At 70.1% G+C, this 23,148-nt stretch carries 22 protein-coding genes; 3 read left to right on the forward strand and 19 right to left on the reverse strand.

Features of this window, described 5'->3' with window-relative positions; genetic code table 11:
- Positions 1 to 404 (forward strand): Rv3235 family protein (locus CSR00_RS00005; RefSeq protein WP_099020346.1); only part of this gene is annotated, 404 nt, incomplete at its 5' end.
- A 60-nt stretch (positions 405 to 464) separates the two neighbouring features.
- Here the strand turns inward: CSR00_RS00005 and secA are convergent.
- The 4 genes from secA to CSR00_RS00025 all read right to left on the reverse strand — a co-directional run bounded on the left by secA (position 465) and on the right by CSR00_RS00025 (position 5,888).
- Positions 465 to 3,350, reverse strand: coding sequence for a preprotein translocase subunit SecA (secA, locus tag CSR00_RS00010; protein WP_099020347.1), 2,886 nt, complete (start codon positions 3,348 to 3,350; stop codon positions 465 to 467).
- 160 nt (positions 3,351 to 3,510) lie between these two features.
- Positions 3,511 to 4,191, reverse strand: a complete 681-nt coding sequence (hpf, locus tag CSR00_RS00015) for a ribosome hibernation-promoting factor, HPF/YfiA family (protein ID WP_099020348.1) — start codon at positions 4,189 to 4,191, stop codon at positions 3,511 to 3,513.
- Positions 4,192 to 4,546: 355 nt separating this feature from the next.
- Complete coding sequence (locus tag CSR00_RS00020) at positions 4,547 to 5,179, reverse strand: ComF family protein (protein WP_099020349.1); 633 nt, start codon at positions 5,177 to 5,179, stop codon at positions 4,547 to 4,549.
- A gap of 58 nt (positions 5,180 to 5,237) precedes the next feature.
- A complete protein-coding gene (locus CSR00_RS00025; RefSeq protein ID WP_176561829.1) occupies positions 5,238 to 5,888 on the reverse strand; it encodes an NAD(P)-dependent oxidoreductase in 651 nt (216 codons plus the stop codon).
- Positions 5,889 to 5,976: 88 nt separating this feature from the next.
- On the opposite strand from CSR00_RS00025, the gene CSR00_RS00030 reads away from it, so the two are divergent.
- A complete protein-coding gene (locus CSR00_RS00030) occupies positions 5,977 to 6,627 on the forward strand; it encodes a MerR family transcriptional regulator (protein WP_176561830.1) in 651 nt (216 codons plus the stop codon).
- Positions 6,628 to 6,706: 79 nt separating this feature from the next.
- Here the strand turns inward: CSR00_RS00030 and CSR00_RS00035 are convergent, their stop codons facing one another.
- The 11 genes from CSR00_RS00035 to CSR00_RS00085 form a co-directional block, all read right to left on the reverse strand.
- A complete protein-coding gene (locus CSR00_RS00035; protein WP_099020351.1) occupies positions 6,707 to 7,801 on the reverse strand; it encodes a GGDEF domain-containing protein in 1,095 nt (364 codons plus the stop codon).
- Between the two features lie 282 nt (positions 7,802 to 8,083).
- Entirely contained in the window at positions 8,084 to 9,847 is a 1,764-nt protein-coding gene (gene lpqB, locus CSR00_RS00040; protein ID WP_099020352.1) for an MtrAB system accessory lipoprotein LpqB, read from the reverse strand.
- Positions 9,844 to 11,517, reverse strand: coding sequence for an MtrAB system histidine kinase MtrB (mtrB, locus tag CSR00_RS00045; protein WP_099020353.1), 1,674 nt, complete (start codon positions 11,515 to 11,517; stop codon positions 9,844 to 9,846). Before mtrB ends, lpqB begins: the two co-directional genes overlap by 4 nt.
- A 46-nt stretch (positions 11,518 to 11,563) precedes the next feature.
- The gene (gene mtrA, locus CSR00_RS00050; protein ID WP_099020354.1) at positions 11,564 to 12,250 is read right to left on the reverse strand and encodes a two-component system response regulator MtrA; all 687 of its coding nucleotides are present in this window, start codon (positions 12,248 to 12,250) and stop codon (positions 11,564 to 11,566) included.
- A 91-nt stretch (positions 12,251 to 12,341) separates the two neighbouring features.
- The gene (locus CSR00_RS00055) at positions 12,342 to 12,971 is read right to left on the reverse strand and encodes a dTMP kinase (RefSeq protein ID WP_099020491.1); all 630 of its coding nucleotides are present in this window, start codon (positions 12,969 to 12,971) and stop codon (positions 12,342 to 12,344) included.
- 28 nt (positions 12,972 to 12,999) lie between these two features.
- On the reverse strand, positions 13,000 to 14,325 hold the full coding sequence (locus CSR00_RS00060; RefSeq protein ID WP_099020355.1) for a lipase family protein: 1,326 nt from the start codon (positions 14,323 to 14,325) through the stop codon (positions 13,000 to 13,002).
- Between the two features lie 139 nt (positions 14,326 to 14,464).
- The gene (gene ahcY / locus CSR00_RS00065) at positions 14,465 to 15,919 is read right to left on the reverse strand and encodes an adenosylhomocysteinase (RefSeq protein ID WP_099020356.1); all 1,455 of its coding nucleotides are present in this window, start codon (positions 15,917 to 15,919) and stop codon (positions 14,465 to 14,467) included.
- Positions 15,920 to 16,047: 128 nt separating this feature from the next.
- Positions 16,048 to 16,620: a TetR/AcrR family transcriptional regulator gene (locus CSR00_RS00070; protein WP_407662381.1), complete on the reverse strand. Its 573-nt coding sequence runs from the start codon at positions 16,618 to 16,620 to the stop codon at positions 16,048 to 16,050.
- A gap of 110 nt (positions 16,621 to 16,730) precedes the next feature.
- Entirely contained in the window at positions 16,731 to 16,919 is a 189-nt protein-coding gene (locus CSR00_RS00075; RefSeq protein ID WP_099020358.1) for a rubredoxin, read from the reverse strand.
- 12 nt (positions 16,920 to 16,931) lie between these two features.
- Positions 16,932 to 17,093: a rubredoxin gene (locus CSR00_RS00080; RefSeq protein WP_099020359.1), complete on the reverse strand. Its 162-nt coding sequence runs from the start codon at positions 17,091 to 17,093 to the stop codon at positions 16,932 to 16,934.
- Entirely contained in the window at positions 17,090 to 18,346 is a 1,257-nt protein-coding gene (locus CSR00_RS00085) for an alkane 1-monooxygenase (protein ID WP_099020360.1), read from the reverse strand. Before CSR00_RS00085 ends, CSR00_RS00080 begins: the two co-directional genes overlap by 4 nt.
- A gap of 206 nt (positions 18,347 to 18,552) precedes the next feature.
- On the opposite strand from CSR00_RS00085, the gene CSR00_RS00090 reads away from it, so the two are divergent.
- Positions 18,553 to 18,753, forward strand: a complete 201-nt coding sequence (locus tag CSR00_RS00090) for a hypothetical protein (RefSeq protein WP_099020361.1) — start codon at positions 18,553 to 18,555, stop codon at positions 18,751 to 18,753.
- Between the two features lie 14 nt (positions 18,754 to 18,767).
- Here the strand turns inward: CSR00_RS00090 and manA are convergent, their stop codons facing one another.
- The 4 genes from manA to CSR00_RS00110 all read right to left on the reverse strand — a co-directional run bounded on the left by manA (position 18,768) and on the right by CSR00_RS00110 (position 23,107).
- Positions 18,768 to 19,994 (reverse strand): mannose-6-phosphate isomerase, class I, encoded by a 1,227-nt coding sequence (manA, locus tag CSR00_RS00095; protein WP_099020362.1) that lies wholly within the window; start codon positions 19,992 to 19,994, stop codon positions 18,768 to 18,770.
- Positions 19,995 to 20,018: 24 nt separating this feature from the next.
- A complete protein-coding gene (locus CSR00_RS00100) occupies positions 20,019 to 21,140 on the reverse strand; it encodes a TobH protein (RefSeq protein WP_099020363.1) in 1,122 nt (373 codons plus the stop codon).
- On the reverse strand, positions 21,137 to 22,537 hold the full coding sequence (locus tag CSR00_RS00105; RefSeq protein WP_099020364.1) for a phosphomannomutase/phosphoglucomutase: 1,401 nt from the start codon (positions 22,535 to 22,537) through the stop codon (positions 21,137 to 21,139). Before CSR00_RS00105 ends, CSR00_RS00100 begins: the two co-directional genes overlap by 4 nt.
- Positions 22,538 to 22,669: 132 nt before the next feature.
- Complete coding sequence (locus tag CSR00_RS00110) at positions 22,670 to 23,107, reverse strand: DUF3499 domain-containing protein (RefSeq protein WP_099020365.1); 438 nt, start codon at positions 23,105 to 23,107, stop codon at positions 22,670 to 22,672.
- Between the last annotated feature and the right edge of the window lie 41 nt (positions 23,108 to 23,148).

Here is a 23,148-nt window from a genome sequence, read left to right on the forward strand (position 1 = left end):
GGCGGGGTCGCCGCCCGGCCCGGCCGCGGCGCGCGGTCCCCCCGCCCGCCGAGCCCTCGCCCCGGCGACGGCACGCGGCGGCATTCGCCGACGCATCGCTGCGCCGCGTGCTCGAAGTCATCGACCTGCGGCGCCCACCCACCCAACTGCGGCCGATGCTGGCCGCGGGCCTGGCCGACTCCATCGCGGCCTATCGTCACAGCTCCCGGGTCAGCCAGGCCGCCGTGCTGCGCCGGGTCCGTCTGCAGGCCGCCGCCGGCCCCGGAGCCGCCGAGACCGCGTTCGAGGTCGCCGCGGTCTACTCGCGGGGGCCGCGGATGCATGCCATCGCCTGTCGCATCGAACAGCGCCCCACCGTCCACGGCCGCCCCGGGTGGCAGATGGTGGCACTGCACATCGGCTGAGCCACCCCCAACATCGAGGCCGGCCTCGTGAGCGCTTTCCGGGGGCGGGTCTCCGGTGGGCTAGTTCTTGCGCGCCTTGGCGGCCTTGCGGGCGGCCTCGCGACGCTCCCGGCGGGTGGTGCCCGTCGTCTCGGCCGTCGGCCCGGACTGCTTGGCGGCGCCGTTGCCCCGACGCTGCACCTGCGCGCTGCCGTCCTCGGAGGGCCCGGTGTAGGTCAGCGCGCGGTTGTCCTCGTCGTCGTCGATTCCCTTGGCACGCAGGCCGGCGGGGGCGGCGTGCCGCGGTCCCGCCTCGGCGACGGCCGCGCCCGCACCACCGCCCGCGCCATGGCGGGCCGGCTCCTGGGCACCGGCGGCGGCCTGGCCGCTGCGGGCCGCGGCCCGGGCGAACTCCGCCAGGCCCTCGGGTGCGGACACCGGCGCCACCGGCGGGGCCTGCGGCACGGCCTCGACCTGGACGTTGAACAGGAATCCGACGGATTCCTCCTTGAGGCCGTCGAGCATCGCGGTGAACATGTCGTAGCCCTCGCGCTGGTACTCCACGAGCGGATCACGCTGGGCCATGGCCCGAAGCCCGATGCCCTCCTTGAGGTAGTCCATCTCGTAGAGGTGTTCACGCCACTTGCGGTCGATGACGTTGAGCAACACGTTGCGTTCGAGCTGACGCATCGCGCCCTCGCCGGCGAGCTCGGTGATCTCGGCCTCCCGGCGGGCGTAGGCCTGCTCGGCATCCTCGACCAGGGCGTCGAGCAACTCCTCGCGGGTGAGTTCGCCGGGCTCGCCGACGGCGTCGGAATCAAGCAGATCGTGGTGGTCGATCCCCACCGGATACAGCGTCTTGAGCGCCTCCCAGAGCTTCTCCAGATCCCAGTCCTCGGCATAGCCCTCGGCCGTGGCGCCGTCGACGTAGGCGGTGACGACGTCGACCATCATGTCGTGGGCCTGCTGCTGCAGGTTCTCGCCCTCGAGGATGCGGCGGCGCTCGTCGTAGATGACCATGCGCTGCTGGTTCATCACCTCGTCGTACTTGAGGACGTTCTTGCGGACCTCGAAGTTCTGCTGCTCGACCTGCGTCTGGGCGCTCTTGATGGCGCGGGTGACCATCTTGGCCTCGATCGGCACGTCCTCGGGCAGGTTCAGCCGGGTCAGCAGCGCCTCCAGGGTGGCGCCGTTGAAGCGGCGCATCAGCTCGTCGCCCAGTGAGAGGTAGAAGCGTGATTCGCCGGGATCGCCCTGGCGACCGGAGCGACCGCGCAGCTGGTTGTCGATGCGCCGGGATTCGTGGCGCTCGGTGCCGAGCACGTAGAGCCCGCCGACCGCGCGCACGTCCTCGGCCTCGGCGCTGGCCTCGTCCTTGATCTTGTGCAGGGTGTCGTCCCAGGCCGCCTCGTAGTCGTCGGGCGTCTCGACCGGGTCCAGACCCTGCTCACGCAGGCGCTTGTCGGCCAGGAAGTCGACATTGCCGCCGAGCACGATGTCGGTACCACGGCCGGCCATGTTGGTCGCCACGGTGATCGCCCCGCGCCGGCCGGCCTCGGCGATGATGTTCGCCTCCTGCTCGTGGTACTTGGCGTTGAGGACGTTGTGCGGGATCTTGCGCTTGGTGAACTGGCGCGACAGATACTCCGAGCGTTCCACGCTGGTGGTGCCGATCAGCACCGGCTGGCCCTTCTCGTAGCGCTCGGTGACGTCGTCGACGACGGCGATGTACTTGGCTTCCTCGGTCTTGTAGATGAGGTCGGCCCGGTCTTCGCGGACCATCGGCCGGTTGGTGGGGATCGGCACCACCCCGAGCTTGTAGATCTCGTGCAGCTCGGCGGCCTCGGTCTGGGCGGTGCCGGTCATGCCCGACAGCTTGTCGTAGAGGCGGAAGTAGTTCTGCAGCGTGATGGTGGCCAGCGTCTGGTTCTCGGCCTTGATCTCGACGTGCTCCTTGGCCTCGATCGCCTGGTGCATGCCCTCGTTGTAGCGGCGGCCCACCAGCACACGCCCGGTGAACTCGTCGACGATGACGACCTCACCGTTGCGCACGATGTAGTCCTTGTCGCGCTGGAACAGCTCCTTGGCCTTCAGCGCGTTGTTGAGGTAGCTGACCAGCGGCGAGTTGGCGGCCTCGTAGAGGTTGTCGATGCCGAGCTGGTCCTCGACGAACTCCACACCCAGCTCGTGCACGCCGACGGTGCGTTTGCGCAGGTCCACCTCGTAGTGGGTGTCCTTCTCCATCAGCGGGGCCAGGCGGGCGAACTCGGTGTACCAGTTGGAGGCGCCGTCGGCGGGACCGGAGATGATCAGCGGGGTGCGCGCCTCGTCGATGAGGATGGAGTCGACCTCGTCGACGACGGCGAAGTTGTGCCCGCGCTGGACCATCTCGGCCACCGAGTGGGCCATGTTGTCGCGCAGGTAGTCGAAGCCGAACTCGTTGTTGGTGCCGTAGGTGATGTCGGCGGCGTAGGCGGCGCGGCGCTCGTCGGGCGTCATCCCGGACAGGATCACCCCGACGTCCAGACCCAGGAAGCGGTGCACGCGGCCCATCCACTCGCTGTCGCGTTTGGCCAGGTAGTCGTTGACGGTGACGACGTGCACGCCCTTGCCGGACAGCGCGTTGAGGTAGGCGGGAAGCACACAGGTCAGGGTCTTGCCCTCACCGGTCTTCATCTCCGCGACGTTGCCGAAGTGCAGGGCCGCGCCGCCCATCAGCTGGACGTCGAAGGGGCGCTGGCTCAGGACCCGCGAGGCGGCCTCGCGGGCCACCGCGAAGGCCTCCGGCAGCAGGTCGTCGAGGCTGTCCCCGTCCTCGACACGCTTCTTGAACTCGTCGGTTTTGGCCCTCAGCTGGTCGTCGGAGAGCTTCTCGACGTCGTCGGACAAGGTGTTGACGTAGTCAGCCACCCCCTTGAGGCGCTTGACCATGCGACCTTCACCGAGGCGCAGCAACTTCGACAGCACAGATGTATCCCCTACAGGATTGGAGTCAACTCTGCGCTCCATCGTAGGTGACGCGGGGTTATGCCCCGCTGACTTGCACCGTCGGGTGTCCGCCCTGGGGCGCCGGGACACCCCAGCCCGGGCCGCGGCGCGGCCCGGGCTGGGATCTGGGCGGGCCGGATCAGGCCAGCCGGATGAGCCCGTAGTCGAAGGCGTGCCGCCGGTACACGACCGAGGGGCAGTCGCTCTCCTTGTCGTGGAACAGGAAGAAGTCGTGACCGACGAGCTCCATCTCGTAGAGCGCGTCGTCCACGGTCATGGGCTTGGACGGGTGCTCCTTGACACGCACGATGTGGCCGGGTTCGTGGAGGTCCTCGGACTGCACGGACGGGGCGGGCGCGGCGGCGCCCGTCGGGGGCTCGAAGGCCGCCGCGGCGCTCGAGGCGGTGGCCTGGGCCACCGAAACGGGTGTCTTGTCTCCGTAATGGATCTTGCGCCGGTCCTTGCCACGGCGCAGCCGCGCCTCCAGCTTGTTCACCGCGGCTTCCAGGGCGGCGTAGAAGCTGTCCGCGCAGGCCTCGCCGCGCACCACCGGTCCGCGGCCGCGGGCGGTGATCTCGACGTGCTGACAGCTCTTGCGCTGACGCCGGTTGCGTTCATGGTCGAGTTCGACGTCGAACATGTAGATGGTGCGGTCGAACCGCTCCAGACGCGCGAGTTTGTCGGTGACGTGGACGCGGAAGTGGTCGGGAACCTCGACGTTGCGTCCCTTCACCACCACTTCGGCGTTGAGCTCGTGGTCGTCGGCGTCCGGCTCTTCGGGGGCCAGCATCTGGGCAGAATCCACGGATTGACTTGACATGCTTGACAACTCGTTTCTTTGTCGCGGTGCACGCGCAGGCGTGCCTGGCCTGTCGTTGGGAGTGCGCCGAGGGATGGGCCGATTCGCGCCACCCTGCGGCATCTGGGGGTCGAAATCACCTCCTACCGCATCCGGCGAAGCGGGGCCTCGGACCGAAGCCCGGCCGAAGCCCGGCCGACGCCCCTCGTGTGATGCCCGGGTGTGACGCCGGGGACGATCGCACGGTTCGTTGGTCCCGAAGGTAGTCCGAGTTCACCCAGATTTGCCAGTGTTTTCGCGCACCTGTTGCCAGTTCTTTCGACCTCTGTAACGGGGTCGGGCGGCACTTGGCCGGCCCGGCGCCCCCGGAGGTTCGTCAGGCATGGGCCAGCGCCAGCATGCCGGTGACCCGCGCCCCGGCCGCGCGCAGGACGCGGGTGGACTCGGCGGCGGTGGCGCCGGTGGTCACGATGTCGTCGATCAGCAGCACCGGCACCGCCGGCAGGGCCGACCTCAGCCGGATACGACCGGCGAGGTTGCGCGCACGGCCGGCGCTGTCCAGCCCGACAGAGTCGCGGACCAGACCTTTCATGCGCAGCGCGGACACCACCGCGATGTCGGGGTGCGTGGCGGTGGCCAGGGTCGCGAGCCGTGCCACCGGGTCCCCACCGCGGCGGCGGGCGGCCGAGCGCCGGGTCGGGGCGGGCACGACGGCCAGCGGCGCCTGCACCACACCCCAGCCGAGCAGGCGGTCGAGGCCCCCCGCCAGGGCGAGGGCCAACGGGCCGGTCAGATCGCGACGTCCCCGTTCCTTGAGCGCGAGGATGGCCTGCTTTCGGGGGCCGGCGTAGCGGCCCAGGGCGAGCACCGGCACGCCGGGGTCATTGCGCGGGGTGATGACGTGCGGGGCGTTCTCGTCGAGCGCCAGCACCCGCCGGCAGTCGTCGCACCAGCGTGTTCCCGGTGCGTCGCAGCCGCCGCAGCTCAGCGGGAGCAGCAGATCGAGCATGACCGCAGTGTGCGCGAGGGGTCCGACAGGTCTCCTTCCCCGTCAGCGCTCCGGGGCCTCAGCGCCCTGGTGGCCGCCCGGTGCCCACGGCCGTGACCGCCATGCCGGTGAACCGGTCATCGGCGAGCTCGTCGAGCAACACCCTGGCCAGGTCGGCCCGGCTCAGCGTGGACCCGAGGCGGGTGCGCACCTCCGGACCGACGTCGACCGGGGCCCCGCCGGCGGCGTCGGTGAGCTTCGGTGGGCGCACCACCGTCCAGGCCGGGCCCGCCGGGGCCGCAGAAATCCGCTCCTCGGCACGTTGCGCCTCCGCCAGGCGTTCGCGACCCACCAACCACGGCCACAACAGCCGTGCGGTCCGGGTCTGCCACTCCCGGCTGGCCCCCACTCCGACGCTGGAGACGGCAACCAGCCGCGGCACCGCCGCGGCGGTCATCGCCGACACCAGCGCGGCGGTGCCGTCGGAGCGGACGCTGCCCGGGTTCTGACCGAGCCGGACACCCAGACAGCTCACGACGGCCTCCACACCGGCGAGGCCGGCGTGGAGAACCTCGTGATCGCGAACGTCGCCCACCACCACTTCGACGTCCGGGAACTCGCCGGCGGGCCGCTGGCGGGTCAGCGCCAGGACCTCGTGGCCGCGCGCGAGCGCCTGATCGATGACATGGCGCCCGGTTGCCCCGGTGGCGCCGACGACGAAGACCTTCATGTGCACTCCTCCGCTTGTAGATAGTATCGCTATCCGGTTCATGACGGATAGTAGCACTATCCGCTATCTGTGTTGTTACACTCGGCCCGTGCGACTGGCGGAGCTGTGCCGGACCACCGGGGTCACCGCCCCGACGGTCAAGTGGTATCTGCGTACCGGCCTGCTGCATCGCGGCGATGCCACCGCCGTCAACCAGGCCTCCTACGACGAGAGCCACGTGCGGCGGCTGCGGCTGATCCGTGCGCTCATCGAGGTCGGTGGCCTGAGCACCGAGGCCGTCTCCGCCGTGCTGGGCGCCCTCGACGACGAGGACCGCACGGTGCAGGACGTGCTCGCCGCGGCACACGACGCCAGCGCGCCCCAACCGTCCCCGCCCGGGCAGCCGGCGATGGAACGGGTCGAGGCGTTCCTACGGCACCGGGGTTGGCGGGTACGCCCGGACTCCGCGGCGCGCCGGCAGCTCGGCGCAGCCCTGTGCGCCCTGGCGAGCCTTCGCGACAGCACGGCACCCGATGTCGGCTCCGCAGACGCCGTCGCCGCCCTGCTGGACCCCTATGCCGACGCCGTGGAGAACCTCGCCTCGGCTGAAATCGCCAATGCGCCTGACGATCTGGCCGACGAACTGTTGATCGAACGGGTCGTCGCGGGCACCGTGATCCTCGAACAGGCGATGGCCGCCCTGCGTAGGATGGCCCAGGAACACTTCGCCCGGAAGCGCTACGGCGACACCTCGACCTGACGGCCGGGTCACGCTCCCCCGCCACCCTCCCCGGCCCGTGTCACACGTCGAGGTCACACGTCAGGGTCACATGTCGAGGTCACACGTCGAGGTCCAGCCCGGCGGCCGGCGGTTCGACCACGACAACCGCACGACCGCCCGTCCGCTTGGCGCGGTACATCGCTTCGTCGGCACGGGGAAGGACCGCGTCCAGTGTCAGCTCGGGTGTGTCGGCGCGCTGCCAGGCGACCCCCACACTGATGCTCACCGCCGAGGAGTCCGCGCCCTGCGCGGTCAGCTCGCGCACGCGGTCGACGAAGCCGTCCAGGTCGGTCTCGCACGCAAGCGTGGCCACCAGCACGAACTCGTCGCCCCCGACCCGGGCGGCGATGTCGTCGGCCCGGAGCGCGGCCTTCAACTGCTCGGCGAGCGCGCGCAGCGTCGCGTCTCCGGTGCCGTGCCCGTGGTCGTCGTTGACCCGTTTGAACCCGTCCAGGTCGATCACCGCCACCACGACGATCGCGCTGGGCGCGCACCGAGCCAGCATCAGATCGGTTGCGGCGTAGAGCCCTCGGCGGTTCAGCAGGCCGGTCAGCGGATCGCGGCTGGCCGCATGCGCGGTGGCACCCAGACCCCGCCGGGTGCCTTCGACCACGACGGCGGCAATCACCGGCATCGCGACCACCGTCGCCAGCGCCGGGGCGAAATACAGCGACAGCTCAGCCAGTCCGACACCGTCATAGCGCACGGCCCACCACGTCAGCGCCACGATCGTCGCGGTGGCGAAGGCGCAGTGCACCAACAGCATCCGATAACCCAGCAGTACGGCGATGAACACCCCGATCAGGCACATGTAGACGGTGCAGGACAGCCGGGCCTGCGGTGCGGCCAGCACGGCGGCCGAGGCCGCCAGCGCGACGTCGCCCCACACCGCGAACGCGATCGCCCGCCGGTGGCCGGGCCACGGGGTCAGCAGCCACCAGGCTCCGAACGCCAGCGCGGACACGAGCGCGGCCAGATGGACGCCGCGAAGGATCAGCCCGTGCGGCCCCAGGGGCTGCAGGTGCTGGACCTGCTCGACGGCGCTGAGCAGTCCCAGGCCGATGCACAACAGGCCGATGAACACCCGCAACACGCCGAGATAGCCGGTGGCGCGCAGGACCATGGTCGCGATCGCGAATTCGCGCTCACCCATTCCACGGCCCTCCACGGCCCTCTGCGGCCGCCTGCGGCCCTCCGCGGCCTTCTGCTGGCCCTCCGCGTCATCACGGGCTTCCCGGGCGAATGCTAACCGGGACCACGACCCGCGGCGACCGCAGGAGATCGGCTCCGGTCAGCGTATTCAGCGGGCGAAACGAGACGCGTCCGGCGGACGCAGCGCGTTCGATGCCGGGCCACCGGAGCTCGACCAGACCGCGCTCATGCGGCCAACGTGGCTCTCGGCTCGCCGGCCGACAATTCACCGATCCCGGCGGTCTCAGCCGGGCAGCACCGGCACCGCCCCGGCAACCATGAACGGGCGCACCTGATCCCAGGTCTGGTCGTCCTCGGCGCCGGTACCCGAGAGCTGTTTGATGCCCCGCTGGTCGGCGACGTAGACCGTCGACGGGTTGGCCGCCACGGTGGTCACCGGCGTGATCAGGTTCTCGGCCGGGCCGTCGGAATTGACGCCGTCGAGGTTGACGTAGGACACCGGGTGGGCGGGATCGTTGCGGGTGACCACCATGTCATCACCGGTGCGCCAGGACAACGACACCACCGAGGACCCCAGCCCGTAGCCCAGCCGGCGCGGGTAGGTCAGCGCAAACTCACCACCCTGGGTCTGTTCCACCCCGGCCAGCACCACGCGCCCCTCGATGACCAGTGCCGCCCGCGTGCCGTCGCGGGACAACTGCAGTTCTCCGATGGCGCCGGGAAACTTGGTCGACACCGCAGTCGAGTCGACGGGGATGCTGGCCGGCTGGCCCGTGGCCGCCTCCTGGAACACCCGCAGCACGTTGTTGCCGTCGACCACCACCCACACCGCGTCGTCGAGGGCCCACGTCGGCCGCGACAGGCTACGCCCGTCGGTGGCCTCGATCGCGGCCCGCCCCAGCGGGCCGATCCACAGCGCGGAGGTCATGTCCGGGGCGCCGGGACGCTGGGTCACCACCGCGGCCGCCTGGTGGCCGTCGCGCGAGAGCGCCGCGGCCTTCTGGTCGGGCAGGGTGCCGAAGGAGCCCGGCACCCGGGACGAGGTCTGCCCGTCGAGGAACATCAGCTGCCCGCCGATCAGCGCATGCAGCCCCGCGGAAGCCCCGCGGGCCGCGCCCGGGTCGGTGGCCGCCACGTCGGAGGTGCTCCACCCGTCGGCGAAGCGGTCATCCAGCGCCGCACCATCGACCTCGATCACGTACGGGCCCTTGATGTCGGCGCGGGCCAGCGTCCAGATGATCTGCGCGGCCAGCAGGGTGCGGCTGTGCGGGTCGGTCGTCGAGAGGTTCTCCAGCTCGACCCGGGCTCCGCCGTAGCCGCGCCCGACACCGGTCTTGCCGCCGTCGGCGCGGGTCACCGGGCCCCGCAGCCGCAGTGGCTGGCCCAGCATGTTCTGCACCGTGTTCGCCATCTCCGGGCGCGGACCGGCGATCAGCTTGGACACCAGCTCGGTGGCCAGCTGGTCGGGATCGGAGACCGCGACGTAACGGGGATCGGGCACCATCGTGGTGCCGGTGGGATCGACGAAGTAGAGGGTGTGGCGCTTGTAGGTCTCCTGGAACTGCTGCCAGTCCAGGAACACGCCGTTGGGAAGCTTGTCGATGCGCCAGCCGTCGGAGGTCTTGATCAGCTCGATCGGCCCCGGGTCGGGCAGCGGCCCGTCGCCCGTCTCGAACACCCCGATGTCCGACAGCGATCCGAGGATGTCGGCCTTCATCGTCACCGACACCTTGTCGGCCCCGCGGGTCTCCACGAAGACGACCTGGTCGATCAGCAGTGCGCTGCCCGCGTCGTCCCAGGACTGCGACGCCGAGTCGGTGAGGAACTGCCGCGCGGCCAGATGCCGGTTCGCCGGGTCGGCGGTGGCCTTGAGGAACTCGCGCAACAGCACGTCGGGGTCCATCCCCGGAGTGGGTTCGGGCAGGCTGGGCGGGGCCGGGCGCTCGACGGTGCCCAGCGCCTGCGGGGCTGACGAGTCCGGCACACCGGCGCAGCCGCTCAACACCGCGACCAGGACGGGCAGCAGCAGGCACAGCAGGCGTCTCACACGCTGTCTCCGGCGTGTTGTGGCTGCCGCAACGCGGGCTGGCTGCGCCGGGCGCTGACCCGGTCGGGCGCCATCGGCTTGAGCGGCAGCGGGCTGGTGGTCACCTTGTGGCCGCGCACCAGCGGCAGGGTGAGCCGGAAACAGGCCCCCTTGCCGGGCTCGCCCCAGGCCTCCAACCGGCCCTGGTGCAGGCGGGCGTCCTCGATGCTGATCGCCAGGCCCAGCCCGGTTCCGCCGGAGCGGCGCACCCGGGACGGGTCCGAGCGCCAGAACCGGCTGAAGACCAGCTTCTCCTCCCCCGGCCGCAGGCCCACCCCGTAGTCGCGCACCGTGACCGCGACGGTGTCCTCGTCGGCGGCCATCCGGATCCGCACCGGCTTGTGCTCGGCGTGGTCGATGGCGTTGGCGATCAGATTGCGCAGGATGCGCTCCACCCGCCGGGCATCCACCTCGGCGATGATCTCGCCGTCGGGCATGTCGACCAGCAGCTCGATGCCGGCTTCGTCGGCGAGGTGCCCGACGTTGTCCAACGCGCTCTTGACCGTCGAGCGCAGGTCCACCGCCTCCACCGACAGTTCGGCGACACCGGCGTCGTGCCGGGAGATCTCCAGCAGATCGTTGAGCAGGGTCTCGAAACGGTCGAGTTCGTCGACCATCAGTTCGGTGGACCGGCGCAGCGCGGGATCCAGTTCCTCGGCGTGGTCGTGGATCAGGTCGGCGGCCATGCGCACGGTGGTCAGCGGGGTGCGCAGCTCGTGGCTGACATCGGAGGTGAACCGGCGCTGCAGGTTGCCGAACTCCTCCAGCTGGGTGATCTGGCGCGACAGGCTCTCGGCCATGTCGTTGAACGACACCGCCAGCCGGGCCATGTCGTCCTCGCCGCGCACCGGCATCCGCTCGGCCAGATGCCCCTCGGCGAACCGCTCGGCGATGCGTGAGGCCGACCGCACCGGCAGCACCACCTGCCGCGACACCAGCAGGGCGATCCCGGCCAGCAGCACCAGCAGCACCGCGCCGCCGGTGGCCATCGTGCCGCGCACCAGACCGATGGTGCGCTGCTCGTTGTTCAGCGGGAAGATCAGGTACAGCTCCAGGTTGGTCACCTGCGAGGGCGCCGGGCTGCCGACGATGAGCGCCGGGCCGGTGAATCCGTCGGTGTGCACCGTGGCGTACTGGTAGCTGACCTGCCCGGCCGCGACGAAGTCACGCAACGCCATGGGCACCTGGCTCACCGGCCCGGCCGCGGTGGCAGCGCGCGGACCGTCGCCGGGCACGACGAGCACCGCGTCGAAGGCACCGGCCAGGCCGGCACCCGAGGAGGTACCCACTTTGGAGGTCAGGGTGTTGCGCGCCAGCTGCAGGCTGCTGTCCAGCGAGCGGGTCTCCTCACCGCCGACGATTCCGCTGACGGTGGTCCGGGCCCGGTCGAGCTCCTCGGTGGCCGCGCGCACCTTCGCGTCGAGCACCCGGTCGGTGATCTGGCTGGTCAACACGAATCCGAGAACCAGGATGACCGCCAGCGACAACCCCAGCGTCAACGACACCACGCGCAGCTGCAGCGAGCGGCGCCAAAGGACGCCGACGGCCCGGCTCAACGCGCTCACCCCGCGCACGATCGGACCGGAGCGCCCCCACCGGCCCCGCGTGCGCCGCTTCGAACGCCCGATCATCGGTGCGCCCGCCGGTGGTGTCGCTCGGCCGCGTGGCCGTCAGGGGTCACGGCGGGCCGGCCTTGTATCCCACTCCTCGAACGGTCAGCACCACCTGCGGATTCTCCGGATCCTTCTCGACCTTGGCTCGCAGGCGCTGGACATGCACGTTCACCAAACGGGTGTCGGCGGGGTGACGGTAACCCCACACCTGTTCGAGCAGCACATCACGAGTAAACACCTGGCGCGGTTTGCGTGCCAGCGCCACCAGCAGGTCGAACTCCAGCGGCGTCAGCGAGATCTGCTCCCCGTTGCGGGTCACCTTGTGGGCCGGCACGTCGATGTCGATGTCGGCGATCGACAGCATCTCGGCGGGCTCGTCCTCGTTGCGACGGAGCCGGGCCCGCACCCGCGCCACCAGTTCCTTGGGCTTGAACGGCTTCATCACGTAGTCGTCGGCGCCGGACTCCAGACCCAGCACGACGTCGACGGTGTCGGTCTTGGCCGTCAGCATCACGATCGGCACCCCGGAATCGGCGCGCAGCACCCGGCACACGTCGATGCCGTTCATGCCGGGCAGCATCAGGTCCAGCAGCACCAGGTCGGGCCGCAACTCCCGCACGGCGGTCAGCGCCTGACTGCCGTCGCCGATGACGGCGGTGTCGAAGCCCTCCCCGCGCAGGACGATGGTCAGCATCTCGGCCAACGACGGGTCGTCGTCGACGACAAGGATCCTCTGCCTCATGGTGTCCATGGTGTCACCAGATTGTGATAAATCCCGGATGCCACACGCGTGTCTCGTCCCCGAACAGGGGCGGAGCATCCCCGACCGCGGTGTTCGCGGGTCAGCCGCGCAGGGCCGCGACCACCTCGGCGGCCTGCGCGTGCGGGCCCACCCGCAGCCAGCGGCCGCCCCAGCCGGCCTCGGCCAGCCCCCGGTAGACGGCACCGGTGCGCTGCTGCAGGGCGTCGTCGCGTTCGTAGACGTCGCGGTCACGGCCGACCTCGTGCCGGGCCCGGTGCGTGGCGCGCTCCGCGGCCAACTCCACCGGAACATCCAGCAGCAGTTGCCAGTCCGGGAACGGCAGCCGCAGCCGCTGATACTCCAGCCGGTAGACCCACCGCACCGCCTCCCCGTCGGCGTCCTGGCGCAGCCGGGCCGCGCTGTAGGCGGCGTTGGAGGCCACGTAGCGGTCCAGGATCACCACGTCGTGGCGCAGCCGCAGTTCGGCGAGCTGCTCGGCGGCCCCGGCGCGATCCAGCGCGAACAGCACCGCCATGCCGTAGACCGATTCGGCCAGGTCTCCGTGATCGCCGTGCAGCGCCTCGGCGGCGACGTCGGCGGGCACCGACTGTCCATAGCGCGGGAAGGCCAGGGTGGCCACCGACCTGCCCTCGGCCTCGAACACTCCCCGCAGCCCCTGGGTCAGGGTGCGCTTGCCGGCGCCGTCGAGGCCTTCGATGACGATGAACACCCGCACGAGCCTAGTGGCGTACCCGAGATCAGAACCGCCCGCAGTTCGGCGCGGTGGGCACCCCGTTGAACCGGTCGGCGATCCACTGCATCGCCGGCTCCCCGTCGACGAGCATCGGCAGGGCGTGGTTGATGACCGCCTTGTTCAGGAACGGCGGTTGCTCGTTGGTGCGGAATTCGACGTCGGCGCCCTGGGCGCACCAGTCCCGGCCCAGCTGGTTGGCCGCGGTGTAGGGCACCAGCGGGTCGTAGCGGTTGCTGTTGATCAGGACCGGGGCGTTGGGTTTGAGCCGGCCGATGCGCTGTTCGTCGAACAGGCTGGAGAACGGTTCTTCGCGCACGAGTTCGCCGATCGGGGCGTTGAAGTAGGGCTGCAGGTGGCGGAACATGAACTTGGCGACGGTCTCGGCGATGCACTGGTCCTTGACCTTGAACAGCAGATCCTCGCCGCGCGGGGTCAGGGTGGCGCGGATCGCGTCGGCGTGTTCGGGGTAGGCGGCGATCACCGAGTTCAGCGCGTAGCCGACGACCCCGACCAGCATCGACCCGTCGGCGAACGGGAACAGTTCCTTCAGATCGGCCGGCGGCGCCCCGGCGTAGGTGCCGACGACGTCGAGGTCGGGTGCGTAGCTGGAGGCCAGCTCGGCCGCCGAGGCGGCGGCTCCACCACCCTGGGAATAGCCCCAGAAGACCAGTGGGCCATCGGGTTTCAGCGACGTGCCGGGAAGCTTCTTGGCGGCACGGGCGGCGTCGAGTATGGCGAAGCCCTCGGCCAGCCGGCTGACGTAGGTGTGCACCGGTCCGATGGTGCCCAGCCCCTCGTAGTCGGTCATCACGATGGCGAACCCGCGGGCCACCATGGTGGCCACGAACATCTCCTCGTAGTTGAACGTGAAGTCCAGGTAGGGCGACCAGTGGATGCCCTGGTTGAACTGGCGCGACGGCGCGCACTGGTCGCCTTGCCCCTGGGTGCCGGGGCCGTAGACGATCAGCGGACGCGGCCCGCGGCCCGGCCAGTCGTTGAACGGTTCGAAATAGGTGCCGGTGACGACGTTGGGGTTACCCCGGGCGTCGGTGCTGCGGTACATGATCCGGGTGCCGGTGGCCATGATGGCACCCAGCTGCCCGGAGGGTTCGAGCACCAGCCGCGACGGTTCGGTGCGCACCAGGTCGCCGGGCAGGCCGGGCGGCAACGGATCCGGTGGTGTGTAGAACGCGGTGTATTCGTCTTCGTTGTAGTACGGGTACCAGTCGTCGGCCTGCGCGCCGGGTGCGAAAGCAGTGAAAGTGGTTGCCGCGCAGACAGTCACGAACCCGAACAGCGCAACGTGCAGGACCACCCCGACCCGGAACATTACCGCAGAGTAACAAAGGGCCGGATCGCGGGACGCGCGGTCCTTCGGATTCCGTAGGTGTCAGCCGCGGACAAAAACGTAACGCCGGGACGGACCGCGCTGTGGCGGTCGCCCCGGCGTCACGAACGGGCCGCGAGACTCAGTAGCGGTAGTGGTCCGGCTTGTAGGGGCCCTCGACGTCGACGCCGATGTACTCGGCCTGGTCCTTGGACAGCTTGGTCAGCGCACCACCGAGAGCCTCGACGTGGATGCGGGCGACCTTCTCGTCGAGGTGCTTGGGCAGCCGGTAGACCTCGTTGTCGTACTCGTCGTTCTTGGTCCACAGCTCGATCTGGGCGATCACCTGGTTGGAGAAGCTGTTGCTCATCACGAACGACGGGTGGCCGGTGGCGTTGCCCAGGTTGAGCAGGCGACCCTCCGAGAGCACGATGATCGACTTGCCGCTGTCGAACTGCCACTCGTCGACCTGCGGCTTGATGTTGATCCGGGTGGCGCCCGAGCGCTCCAGCGCGGCCATGTCGATCTCGTTGTCGAAGTGGCCGATGTTGCCCAGGATGGCCTTGTCCTTCATCGCCTTCATGTGGTCGAGGGTGATGATGTCCTTGTTGCCGGTGGCGGTGATGACGATGTCGGCCTGGCCGATCTCCTCGTCCACGGTCACCACGTCGAAGCCCTCCATCAGCGCCTGCAGCGCGTTGATCGGGTCGATCTCGGTGACCGCCACCCGGGCGCCCTGACCCTTCAGCGACTCCGCGCAGCCCTTGCCGACGTCACCGAAACCACAGATGAGCACGTTCTTGCCGCCCATCAGCACGTCGGTGCCGCGGTTGATCCCGTCGATCAGCGAGTGCCGGGTGCCGTACTTGTTGTCGAACTTGCTCTTGGTGACCGAGTCGTTGACGTTGATGGCCGGGAACGCCAGCTCGCCGGCGGCGGCGAACTGGTAGAGCCGCAGCACACCGGTGGTGGTCTCCTCGGTGACCCCCTTGACCGACTCGGCGATCGTGGTCCACTTGGTCTTGTCCTGCTCGAAGCGCTCGCCCAGCACGGTCAGGAAGACCTTCCACTCCGCGGGGTCGTCGTCCTCGATCGGCGGCACCACGCCGGCCTTCTCGTACTCGGCGCCGCGCAGCACCATCATGGTGGCGTCGCCGCCGTCGTCGAGGATCATGTTGGCCGGCTCCCCCGGCCAGGTCAGCATCTGCTCGGCGGCCCACCAGTACTCCTCCAGGGTCTCACCCTTCCAGGCGAACACCGGGGTGCCCGAGGGCTCCTCCGGGGTGCCGTGCGGGCCGACGACCACCGCCGCGGCGGCGTGGTCCTGGGTGGAGAAGATGTTGCAGGAGGCCCAGCGGACCTCGGCCCCGAGGGACACCAGCGTCTCGATGAGCACCGCGGTCTGCACCGTCATGTGCAGGGATCCCGAGATCCGCGCCCCCTTGAGCGGCGCCACCTCGGCGTACTCGCGGCGCAGCGCCATCAGCCCCGGCATCTCGTGCTCGGCCAGCCGGATCTCCTTGCGGCCGTACTCGGCCAGCGCCAGGTCGGCGACCTTGTAGTCGATGCCGTTGCGGACGTCTGCAGTCAGCGTCATGAAGAGCCCCTTTGTCGTTCGGAATCGTCGTCAGACGCGGCCGCCCACACCGGTCGAACCTGTGCGGCAGCCGCGCAACACTCAAAGCCTGCGGGCTCGCGGGACAGGCGCTAGAGGCGCTCTGCCGGCTAAGGAGTATCGATTACACCGTAGCGTTCGGCGAACGGCGTCATCAATCGGGCTAGGTCCGCGGCCACGTCGTGGTCGGCCTCCGGCGGCATCGACACGTAGCTCATCGCCAACCGCACGATCGCGCGGGCCAGCACGCCGGCGTCCTCCGGACTGGCCTGCACCCAGCTGTGGATGAACGAATCGGTCAGCTTGGCCGAGGCCCGGGTGATGATCGGCGCACTGTCGGTGGTGATGATCTGCAGCAGGTCGGGTTTGGCCGCGCCGGTGAGCAGCGAGATCACCAGCGGGTCCGCCGCCGACTGGGTGAAGAAGGACCGGAAGCCGTGCAGGAACGCCGCATGGATGTCGCCGACGTTATCGTCGATCGCCGCGCCCACGGCGCCGGCCAGCCGGTCGGCCAGCCGCACCGCGTAGCCCTGCGCCAGGCCGTGGCGCGAGCCGAACTCGTTGTAGATGGTCTGCCGGCTCACGCCCGCCGCCTTGGCGACGTCGGCCAGGGTGATCGCCGACCAGTCCCGGCCCAGCAGCAGATCGTGCATCGCATCGAGCACCGAATCGCGCAGCAGCACCCGGGAGGCTTCCGCATAGGAGACCCGGACGGGCGCCCCGGCCGGGCGGCCGGGGCCACGTCCGGGCCCCCGTGCGGACCCGCGCGTAGTGCTCACAACGGGGACAGTAGTCATGATCGGACTATTTCGACCATCTCGAAGTCGGACTTGGCCGCGCCGCAGTCCGGGCAGCTCCAGTCCTCGGGGATGTCGTCCCAGCGGGTTCCGGCGGCGATACCGTCCTCCGGCCAGCCCTTGGACTCGTCGTACTCGAAGCCGCACTGGATGCAGCGGAACAGCTTGTAGTCGGTCTCTGACATGGTGATGTGCTCCTAGACAGGTTCGAAATCGATCTTCTCGCGCACCCCGCAGTCGGGGCAGCACCATTCGTCGGGGATCTGTCCCCACGGGGTTCCGGCCGGAAAGCCTTCCCGGGCAGCCCCTTTGGCCTCGTCGTAGACGTAGTCGCAGACCGGGCAGCGGTAGGCACTCATGCCGCCGACTCCTCGATGACCCCGTGGCGGGCCAGGATCTTCGCGCGCCGGCGCGGGGCGATGTTGACCCGGGTGATGTCGCCGTCGTAGTGCTCAAGCACGCGGTGGTCCATCATCCGCCGCCACAGCGGCGGGAAGTAGGTCAGCGAAATCAGCGTCGCGTACCCGCTGGGCAGGTTGGGCGCGCCGTCCATGCTGCGCAGCGTCTGGTAGCGGCGCGTCGGGTTGGCGTGGTGGTCGCTGTGCCGCTGCAGGTGGTAGAGGAACAGGTTGGTCACGATGTGGTCGGAGTTCCAGCTGTGCTGGGGCGTGCAGCGCTCGTAGCGCCCGCTGGCGGTCTTCTGCCGCATCAGGCCGTAGTGCTCCAGATAGTTCACGCTCTCCAGCAGGCTGAACCCGAACACCGCCGAGATCAGCATGAAGGGGATCACGCCGAGCCCGAACACCGCGGTCAGCACACCCCACAGCAGCACCGACATCGCCCAGGCGTTGAGCACGTCGTTGGACGGGTGCCACGGGCTCTTGCCGGCCCGGCGCAGTCGGGCGGCCTCCAGCTGCCACGACGACTTCAGCCCGCCCCACACGCTGCGCGGAAGAAACGCCCAGAAGCTCTCACCGAAGCGGGCCGAGGCCGGATCCTCCGGGGTGGCCACCCGCACGTGGTGGCCGCGGTTGTGCTCGATGTAGAAGTGCCCGTACCAGGTCTGGGCCAGGGTGATCTTGGACAGCCAGCGCTCCAGCGAGTCCTTCTTGTGGCCGAGCTCGTGGGCGGTGTTGATCCCGACACCGCCGAGCATCCCCACCGACAGCGCCAATCCGATCTTGGCGAACCAGTTCAGCCCACCGTCGAAGCCCAGCCAGCTCAGGTCGGAGGCGGTGAACAGGTAGGCGCCGAGCACCACGCTGGCGTACTGGCACGGCAGGTAGGCGTACGTGCAGTAGCGGTAGTACCTGTCGTTCTCCAGCCGCTCCATCATCTCGTCCGGGGGGTTCTGCCCGTCCGGGCCGAACCTGAGGTCCAGCGACGGCAGGATCACATAGAGCAGCATCGGGCCGATCCAGAACGGGAACAGCGCCGCGGTGTGCCAGCCGAGGTCGTTGAACAACCAGACCACCGGCATCATCACCAGCAATGCCGTCGGGGCGATGAGCCCCATCAGCCACAGATACCTCTTCTTGTCCCGCCACTGCTCGACACTCTGCGCGTCGGACTCAAGTGCTGTCACGTTTCCCTCCAGTGTGATGCCGGTCATGCCGTGCGGTTTACCTTATGCACTGATTTGTCCGAAGTCTAGACATTTGATGATTGTTTGTAAAGACGATCGCGCGGCCGGCGCCCTTCGCCACGTGAAGACTCGTCTTCCCGACGCCGCGTCAGGTCAGCCGAGAGTTCTCCGGTGGCGGCACGCGGAGGTGATCGGAGCCGAGCGCGGCCCGCGGCCGTTCCCGGCCGGGATCCGTGTCGTCCGGCGACACGGCGGTCGGCGTCAACCCCACCGTCGGGCAGGGCGAGGCGGTGTCGTCACTGGGCTATGTCGTCACTGGCGGTGTCGTCACTGGCTATGCCGTCAGTGGCGATGGCGTCACTGGCGATGCCGCCACTGGCATGTCGTCACTGCAGGTCCGCGACGGGTCCGGCGCGGTGCCGCAGACGGCGTGAAGCGGTCCGGGAGTTCAGATACCCACGGTCGCGCGGAGCAGTTTGGTGGGCGCCTGGGCCAACACCCGGATGGGGGCGTCGTCGGCGGATACCCAGGCGGCCTGACCGCGCTGCAGGGTGACGGTGTCGGCCTTGCCGCTGACCACCGCGCCGCCCTGGGCGCAGACCAGGATCTGTGGGCCGTCATGTGAGCACGCCGCGTCGACCTCGTGGCCCAGATCCTCCCCGGAGAGTTCGAGGACCGACACCGCGAACTCCGCCGCGGGGGTGCGGTAGGTGACCTCGAACCCGTCGCGCTCCAGCGCCGGGTGCAGTGACTCCTGCGGTGCGGGAGTGAAGTCGAGCACCCGGAGCAGTTCGGGGACGTCGACGTGTTTGGGGGTCAGCCCGCCCCGCAGGACGTTGTCGGAATTGGCCATCACCTCGAAACCGACCCCGTGCAGGTAGCTGTGCAGGTTCCCGGCGGCCAGGTAGATCGCCTCGCCGGGTTCGAGCTCGATCAGGTTGAGCAGCATTGCCGCCAGCACGCCCGCATCCCCCGGGTAACGCTCGCCGAGCTCGAGCAGCGCTTTGGCCTCCTCGGCGAATTCCGTTGCCCCGGAACGAATGTAGTTGACGGCCCCTTCCAGCACCGCGGGCACGAGAACCTCGAGGTCGGGTTGCGGCGCGGTGATCCAGGTGGTGAACAGCGCACGCAGCCCGTCGGCGTCGGCCTGTCCGTCGAGCAGGTCGACGTAGGGGTCGAGATCGGAGACGGCCAGCGCCCGCATCAACTCCACGGTGCGGGCCACCGGCCGGAACCCGGCCAGGGCCGCAAACGGTTCGATCGCCACCAGCAGTTCGGGTTTGTGGCTGCGGTCGCGGTAGTTACGCACCGGCGAGTTCAGCGGCACGCCCAGGCTGTCTTCGCGCCGGTAGCCCTCGACGGCCTGCGAGGCGCTGGGGTGGGCCTGCAGCGACAGCGGCTCGTCGGCGGCGAGCACCTTGACCAGAAACGGCAGGGCGTCGCCGAAGCGGGCCCGCACCACCGGGCCCAACTGCCCCTCGGGGTCGGAGGACACCAGGTCGATCAGCGAGCGCTCCCCCTCCGGGGTCTCGACGAAGGCGGGGTCCCCGTGGTGGGCGCCCAACCACAGCTCGGCTTCCGGATGCGCCGTGGGTACCGCCCTGCCGGTGAAATCGGCGATCGCGGTCCGCGACCCCCAGGCGTATGTACGTATCGCTCCGCGTAACAGCTCCACCAGTCGACCTGCCGTTTCCCGCCCTTATCCCCGCGCCAGGCGCAGGTAGACCGCGGCCATCTCCAGCCGCAGTGCCAACAGCCCCAATTGTTGTTCCGGCCGCCCCGCGTCGACCGGTGCCGTGTCCGGAACGTCTTCGGCCCCGACCACGTCGATGTCGTTGTGGCCGGCCACCCGTGCCGTCACCACCTGTCGTTCGCTGCCCAGCGTCAGCGCCAGCACCCGCAGCCGCTGCGGCAGCGGCCCGTCGAGCTCCTCGTCGTGGAAGAGCGCGGCCAGCTCGGCGTCGCGGTCGTCGCCGCCGACACCGAAATCCGTTCCGCCGCCGCGGACCGCCACCAGGGCATCGGCCAGCCCCGCGGGGGTGACCACCTGGTGGGCGATCCGCAGAAAGGCCGTCGCCGCGTGCTGCGCCAGCGTCAGGGTGGCCGGGTTGTCCCCGGCCAGCACCGTGGCCCGCCCGGAGACCCGTTCGGCCAACGACTTGGCCGCGTTGGTGAACAGCTCGCGCGCCGCGGAGTTGCGCAGCGCCTCGGCATCGAGCGCGTCGGCCATCGCCGACAGATCGGCGCCGGCCCGCTTGTCCCCGGCCCTGTCACCGGCGTCACCGGAGCTGTCCCCGGCGGCCTGCACGGTGGCGATCCCCGCGGCCAGATACCGGCACAGACCGAACTCCTCGGGGACCCACAGCCGCGGTTCCAGCACGCCGACCCGCCCGGCGGTGGCCTCGCGCAGCGGGCCCTCGTACGGGGCGCAGACCACCACCCGCGCTCCCCGGCGGACCGCGGTGACCGCGGCGTTGACCAGCACCGGGTCTGCCGGGTCGTCGCCGGCGAGGACGAGCACGTCCAGCGGGCCGATCCACGGGGGCACCTCGGTGCACAGCACCATCGGCTGGCCGGCCGCGCCGCCCAGCAGCGCGGTCAGCAGCGCGCCCGCCGATTCGGCCGGGCCGCGGCGGGACAGCCAGATCCACGCCCGCGGCCGGGCGCCGCGCACACTGTCCAGCGCGCCCTCCTCGACGGCGGCCGCCGCCGCACGGACCTGGGCACCGGCCATCGCCACGGCCCGCAACAGGCCGTCGCGGTCGGCGGCGATCAGTCCCTCGGTGTCGTCGAGGTCGACGACCGCCCGCGTCGCACTCACGGCGCCGAACCCGCCGCCACCGCCGGCGGTGCGGCCTCGATGATCTGCGAGACGCGAGCGACGATCGCGGCGACCTCGTCGCCGGTGCGGGCCTCCACGTTGAGCCGCAGCAGCGGTTCGGTGTTGGACATCCGCAGGTTGAACCAGGCGCCCTCGCCGAGGTCGGCGGTGGTGCCGTCGAGGTGGTCGAGCTGCTGGACCTGGGTGCCGAAAGTCCGCAGCACCGCGTCCACGCAGGCCTGCGGATCGCTGACCCGGAAGTTCAGTTCGCCCGAACTCTCGTAGCGCTGGTAGTCCGCGGTCAGATCGGACAGTGGACGGTCCTGCTGGCCCAGCGCCGAGAGCACGTGCAGGGCCGCCAGCATCCCGGAGTCGGCGCCCCAGAAGTCCCGGAAGTAGTAGTGCGCGGAGTGTTCGCCGCCGAAGATGGCGCCGGTGTCGGCCATCAGCCCCTTGATGAAGGAGTGTCCCACCCTCGAGCGCACCGGGGTGCCGCCGCGCTCGACGACGAGCTCGGGCACCGCCCGCGAGGTGATCAGGTTGTAGATGACGGAAGCCCCGATCTCACGCCCCAGCTCGCGCGCCGCGATCATGGCCGTGACCGCCGACGGCGACACCGGATGGCCGCGCTCATCGATGACGAAGCACCGGTCGGCGTCGCCGTCGAAGGCCAGCCCGATGTCGGCACCGGTCTTGAGCACGAACTGCTGCAGGTCGATCAGGTTGGCCGGTTCCAGCGGGTTGGCCTCGTGGTTGGGGAACGTCCCGTCGAGCTCGAAGAACAACGGCAACACGGTCAGCGCGGGGATCTCCCCGAGCACCGCCGGTGCGGTGTGTCCGGCCATGCCGTTGCCGGCATCGACGGCGACCCGCAGCGGACGCAGGCCGTCCAGGTCGACCAGTGAGCGCAGATAGCTGCCGTACTCGGCGAGCACGTCGCGGTCGCTGATCGAACCGGCCGGACCGTCATAGGCGGGCACACCGGCGACCAGGTCGTCGCGGATGATCCCCAGGCCGGTGTCCTGCCCGACCGGCTTGGCCCCGGCCCGGCACATCTTGATCCCGTTGTAGGCGGCCGGATTGTGGCTGGCGGTGAACATCGCGCCGGGACAGTCCAGCAGTCCGGAGGCGAAATACAGTTCGTCGGTCGAGGTCAGGCCGACCCGTACGACGTCGAGTCCCTGGGCCAGCACACCGTCGGCGAACGCGGCCGCCAGCCCCGGTGAGCTCTCCCGCATGTCGTGTCCGATGACGACGCGGCCCGCCTCGTCGCGGACCAGCCGGGCGAACGCGGCTCCCACCTCACCGACGAACGACGCGTCGAGTTCCGTGCCGACCAGACCACGGACGTCGTACGCCTTGATCACGTGGGCAACCGCCTCGGCGGATCGAGACATCGCAGCCTTTCGACGACACTTTCGCTGACACCCGACGGGTTCTTCGTCAGCCTAGTCGCAGAGCACGACGGATCAGGTGCACACGGGTGACGATCTGGCGACGAACGCCGGGTCAGGCAGGCTCAGTCGGGGTCAGTCGGTGGGGTCGGGCAGCACCCGAAGATGGCCACGGCGTCGACCGACGCTGCCGGGCCGGTGCGCCGGCGAGGCCATCACCCGCCCGGCCGCGGGGCCCTGGGCATGCACGTGCGACTGCGGCGCCGGATCGGAGAAGCCCGCGACCGGCCCCCCGGTGGGCACCCCGTCACCGCCCTCGCGCACGGCGTCTGCGAGTGCCACCAGGTCGTCCTCGTCGGGATGGGTGGGCAGCGGACCAGCGTGGCGGACCAGCTCCCAACCGCGCGGAGCGGTGATCCGGCCGGCGTGCCCCACGCACAGGTCCCACGAGTGCGGCTCGCGTGCGGTGGCCAGCGGCCCCACGACCGCGGTGGAGTCGGAGTAGACGAACGTCAGCGTCGCCACCGCATAGTGAGGGCACCCGGGCCTGCAGCAGCGACGGGGAACATTCACGCCCGTGAGGCTATCGCGCGGCGCGGTCCGCCGAGGGGCGG

The sequence above is a fragment of the Mycolicibacterium palauense genome (assembly GCF_002592005.1).
Taxonomy (GTDB): domain Bacteria; phylum Actinomycetota; class Actinomycetes; order Mycobacteriales; family Mycobacteriaceae; genus Mycobacterium; species Mycobacterium palauense.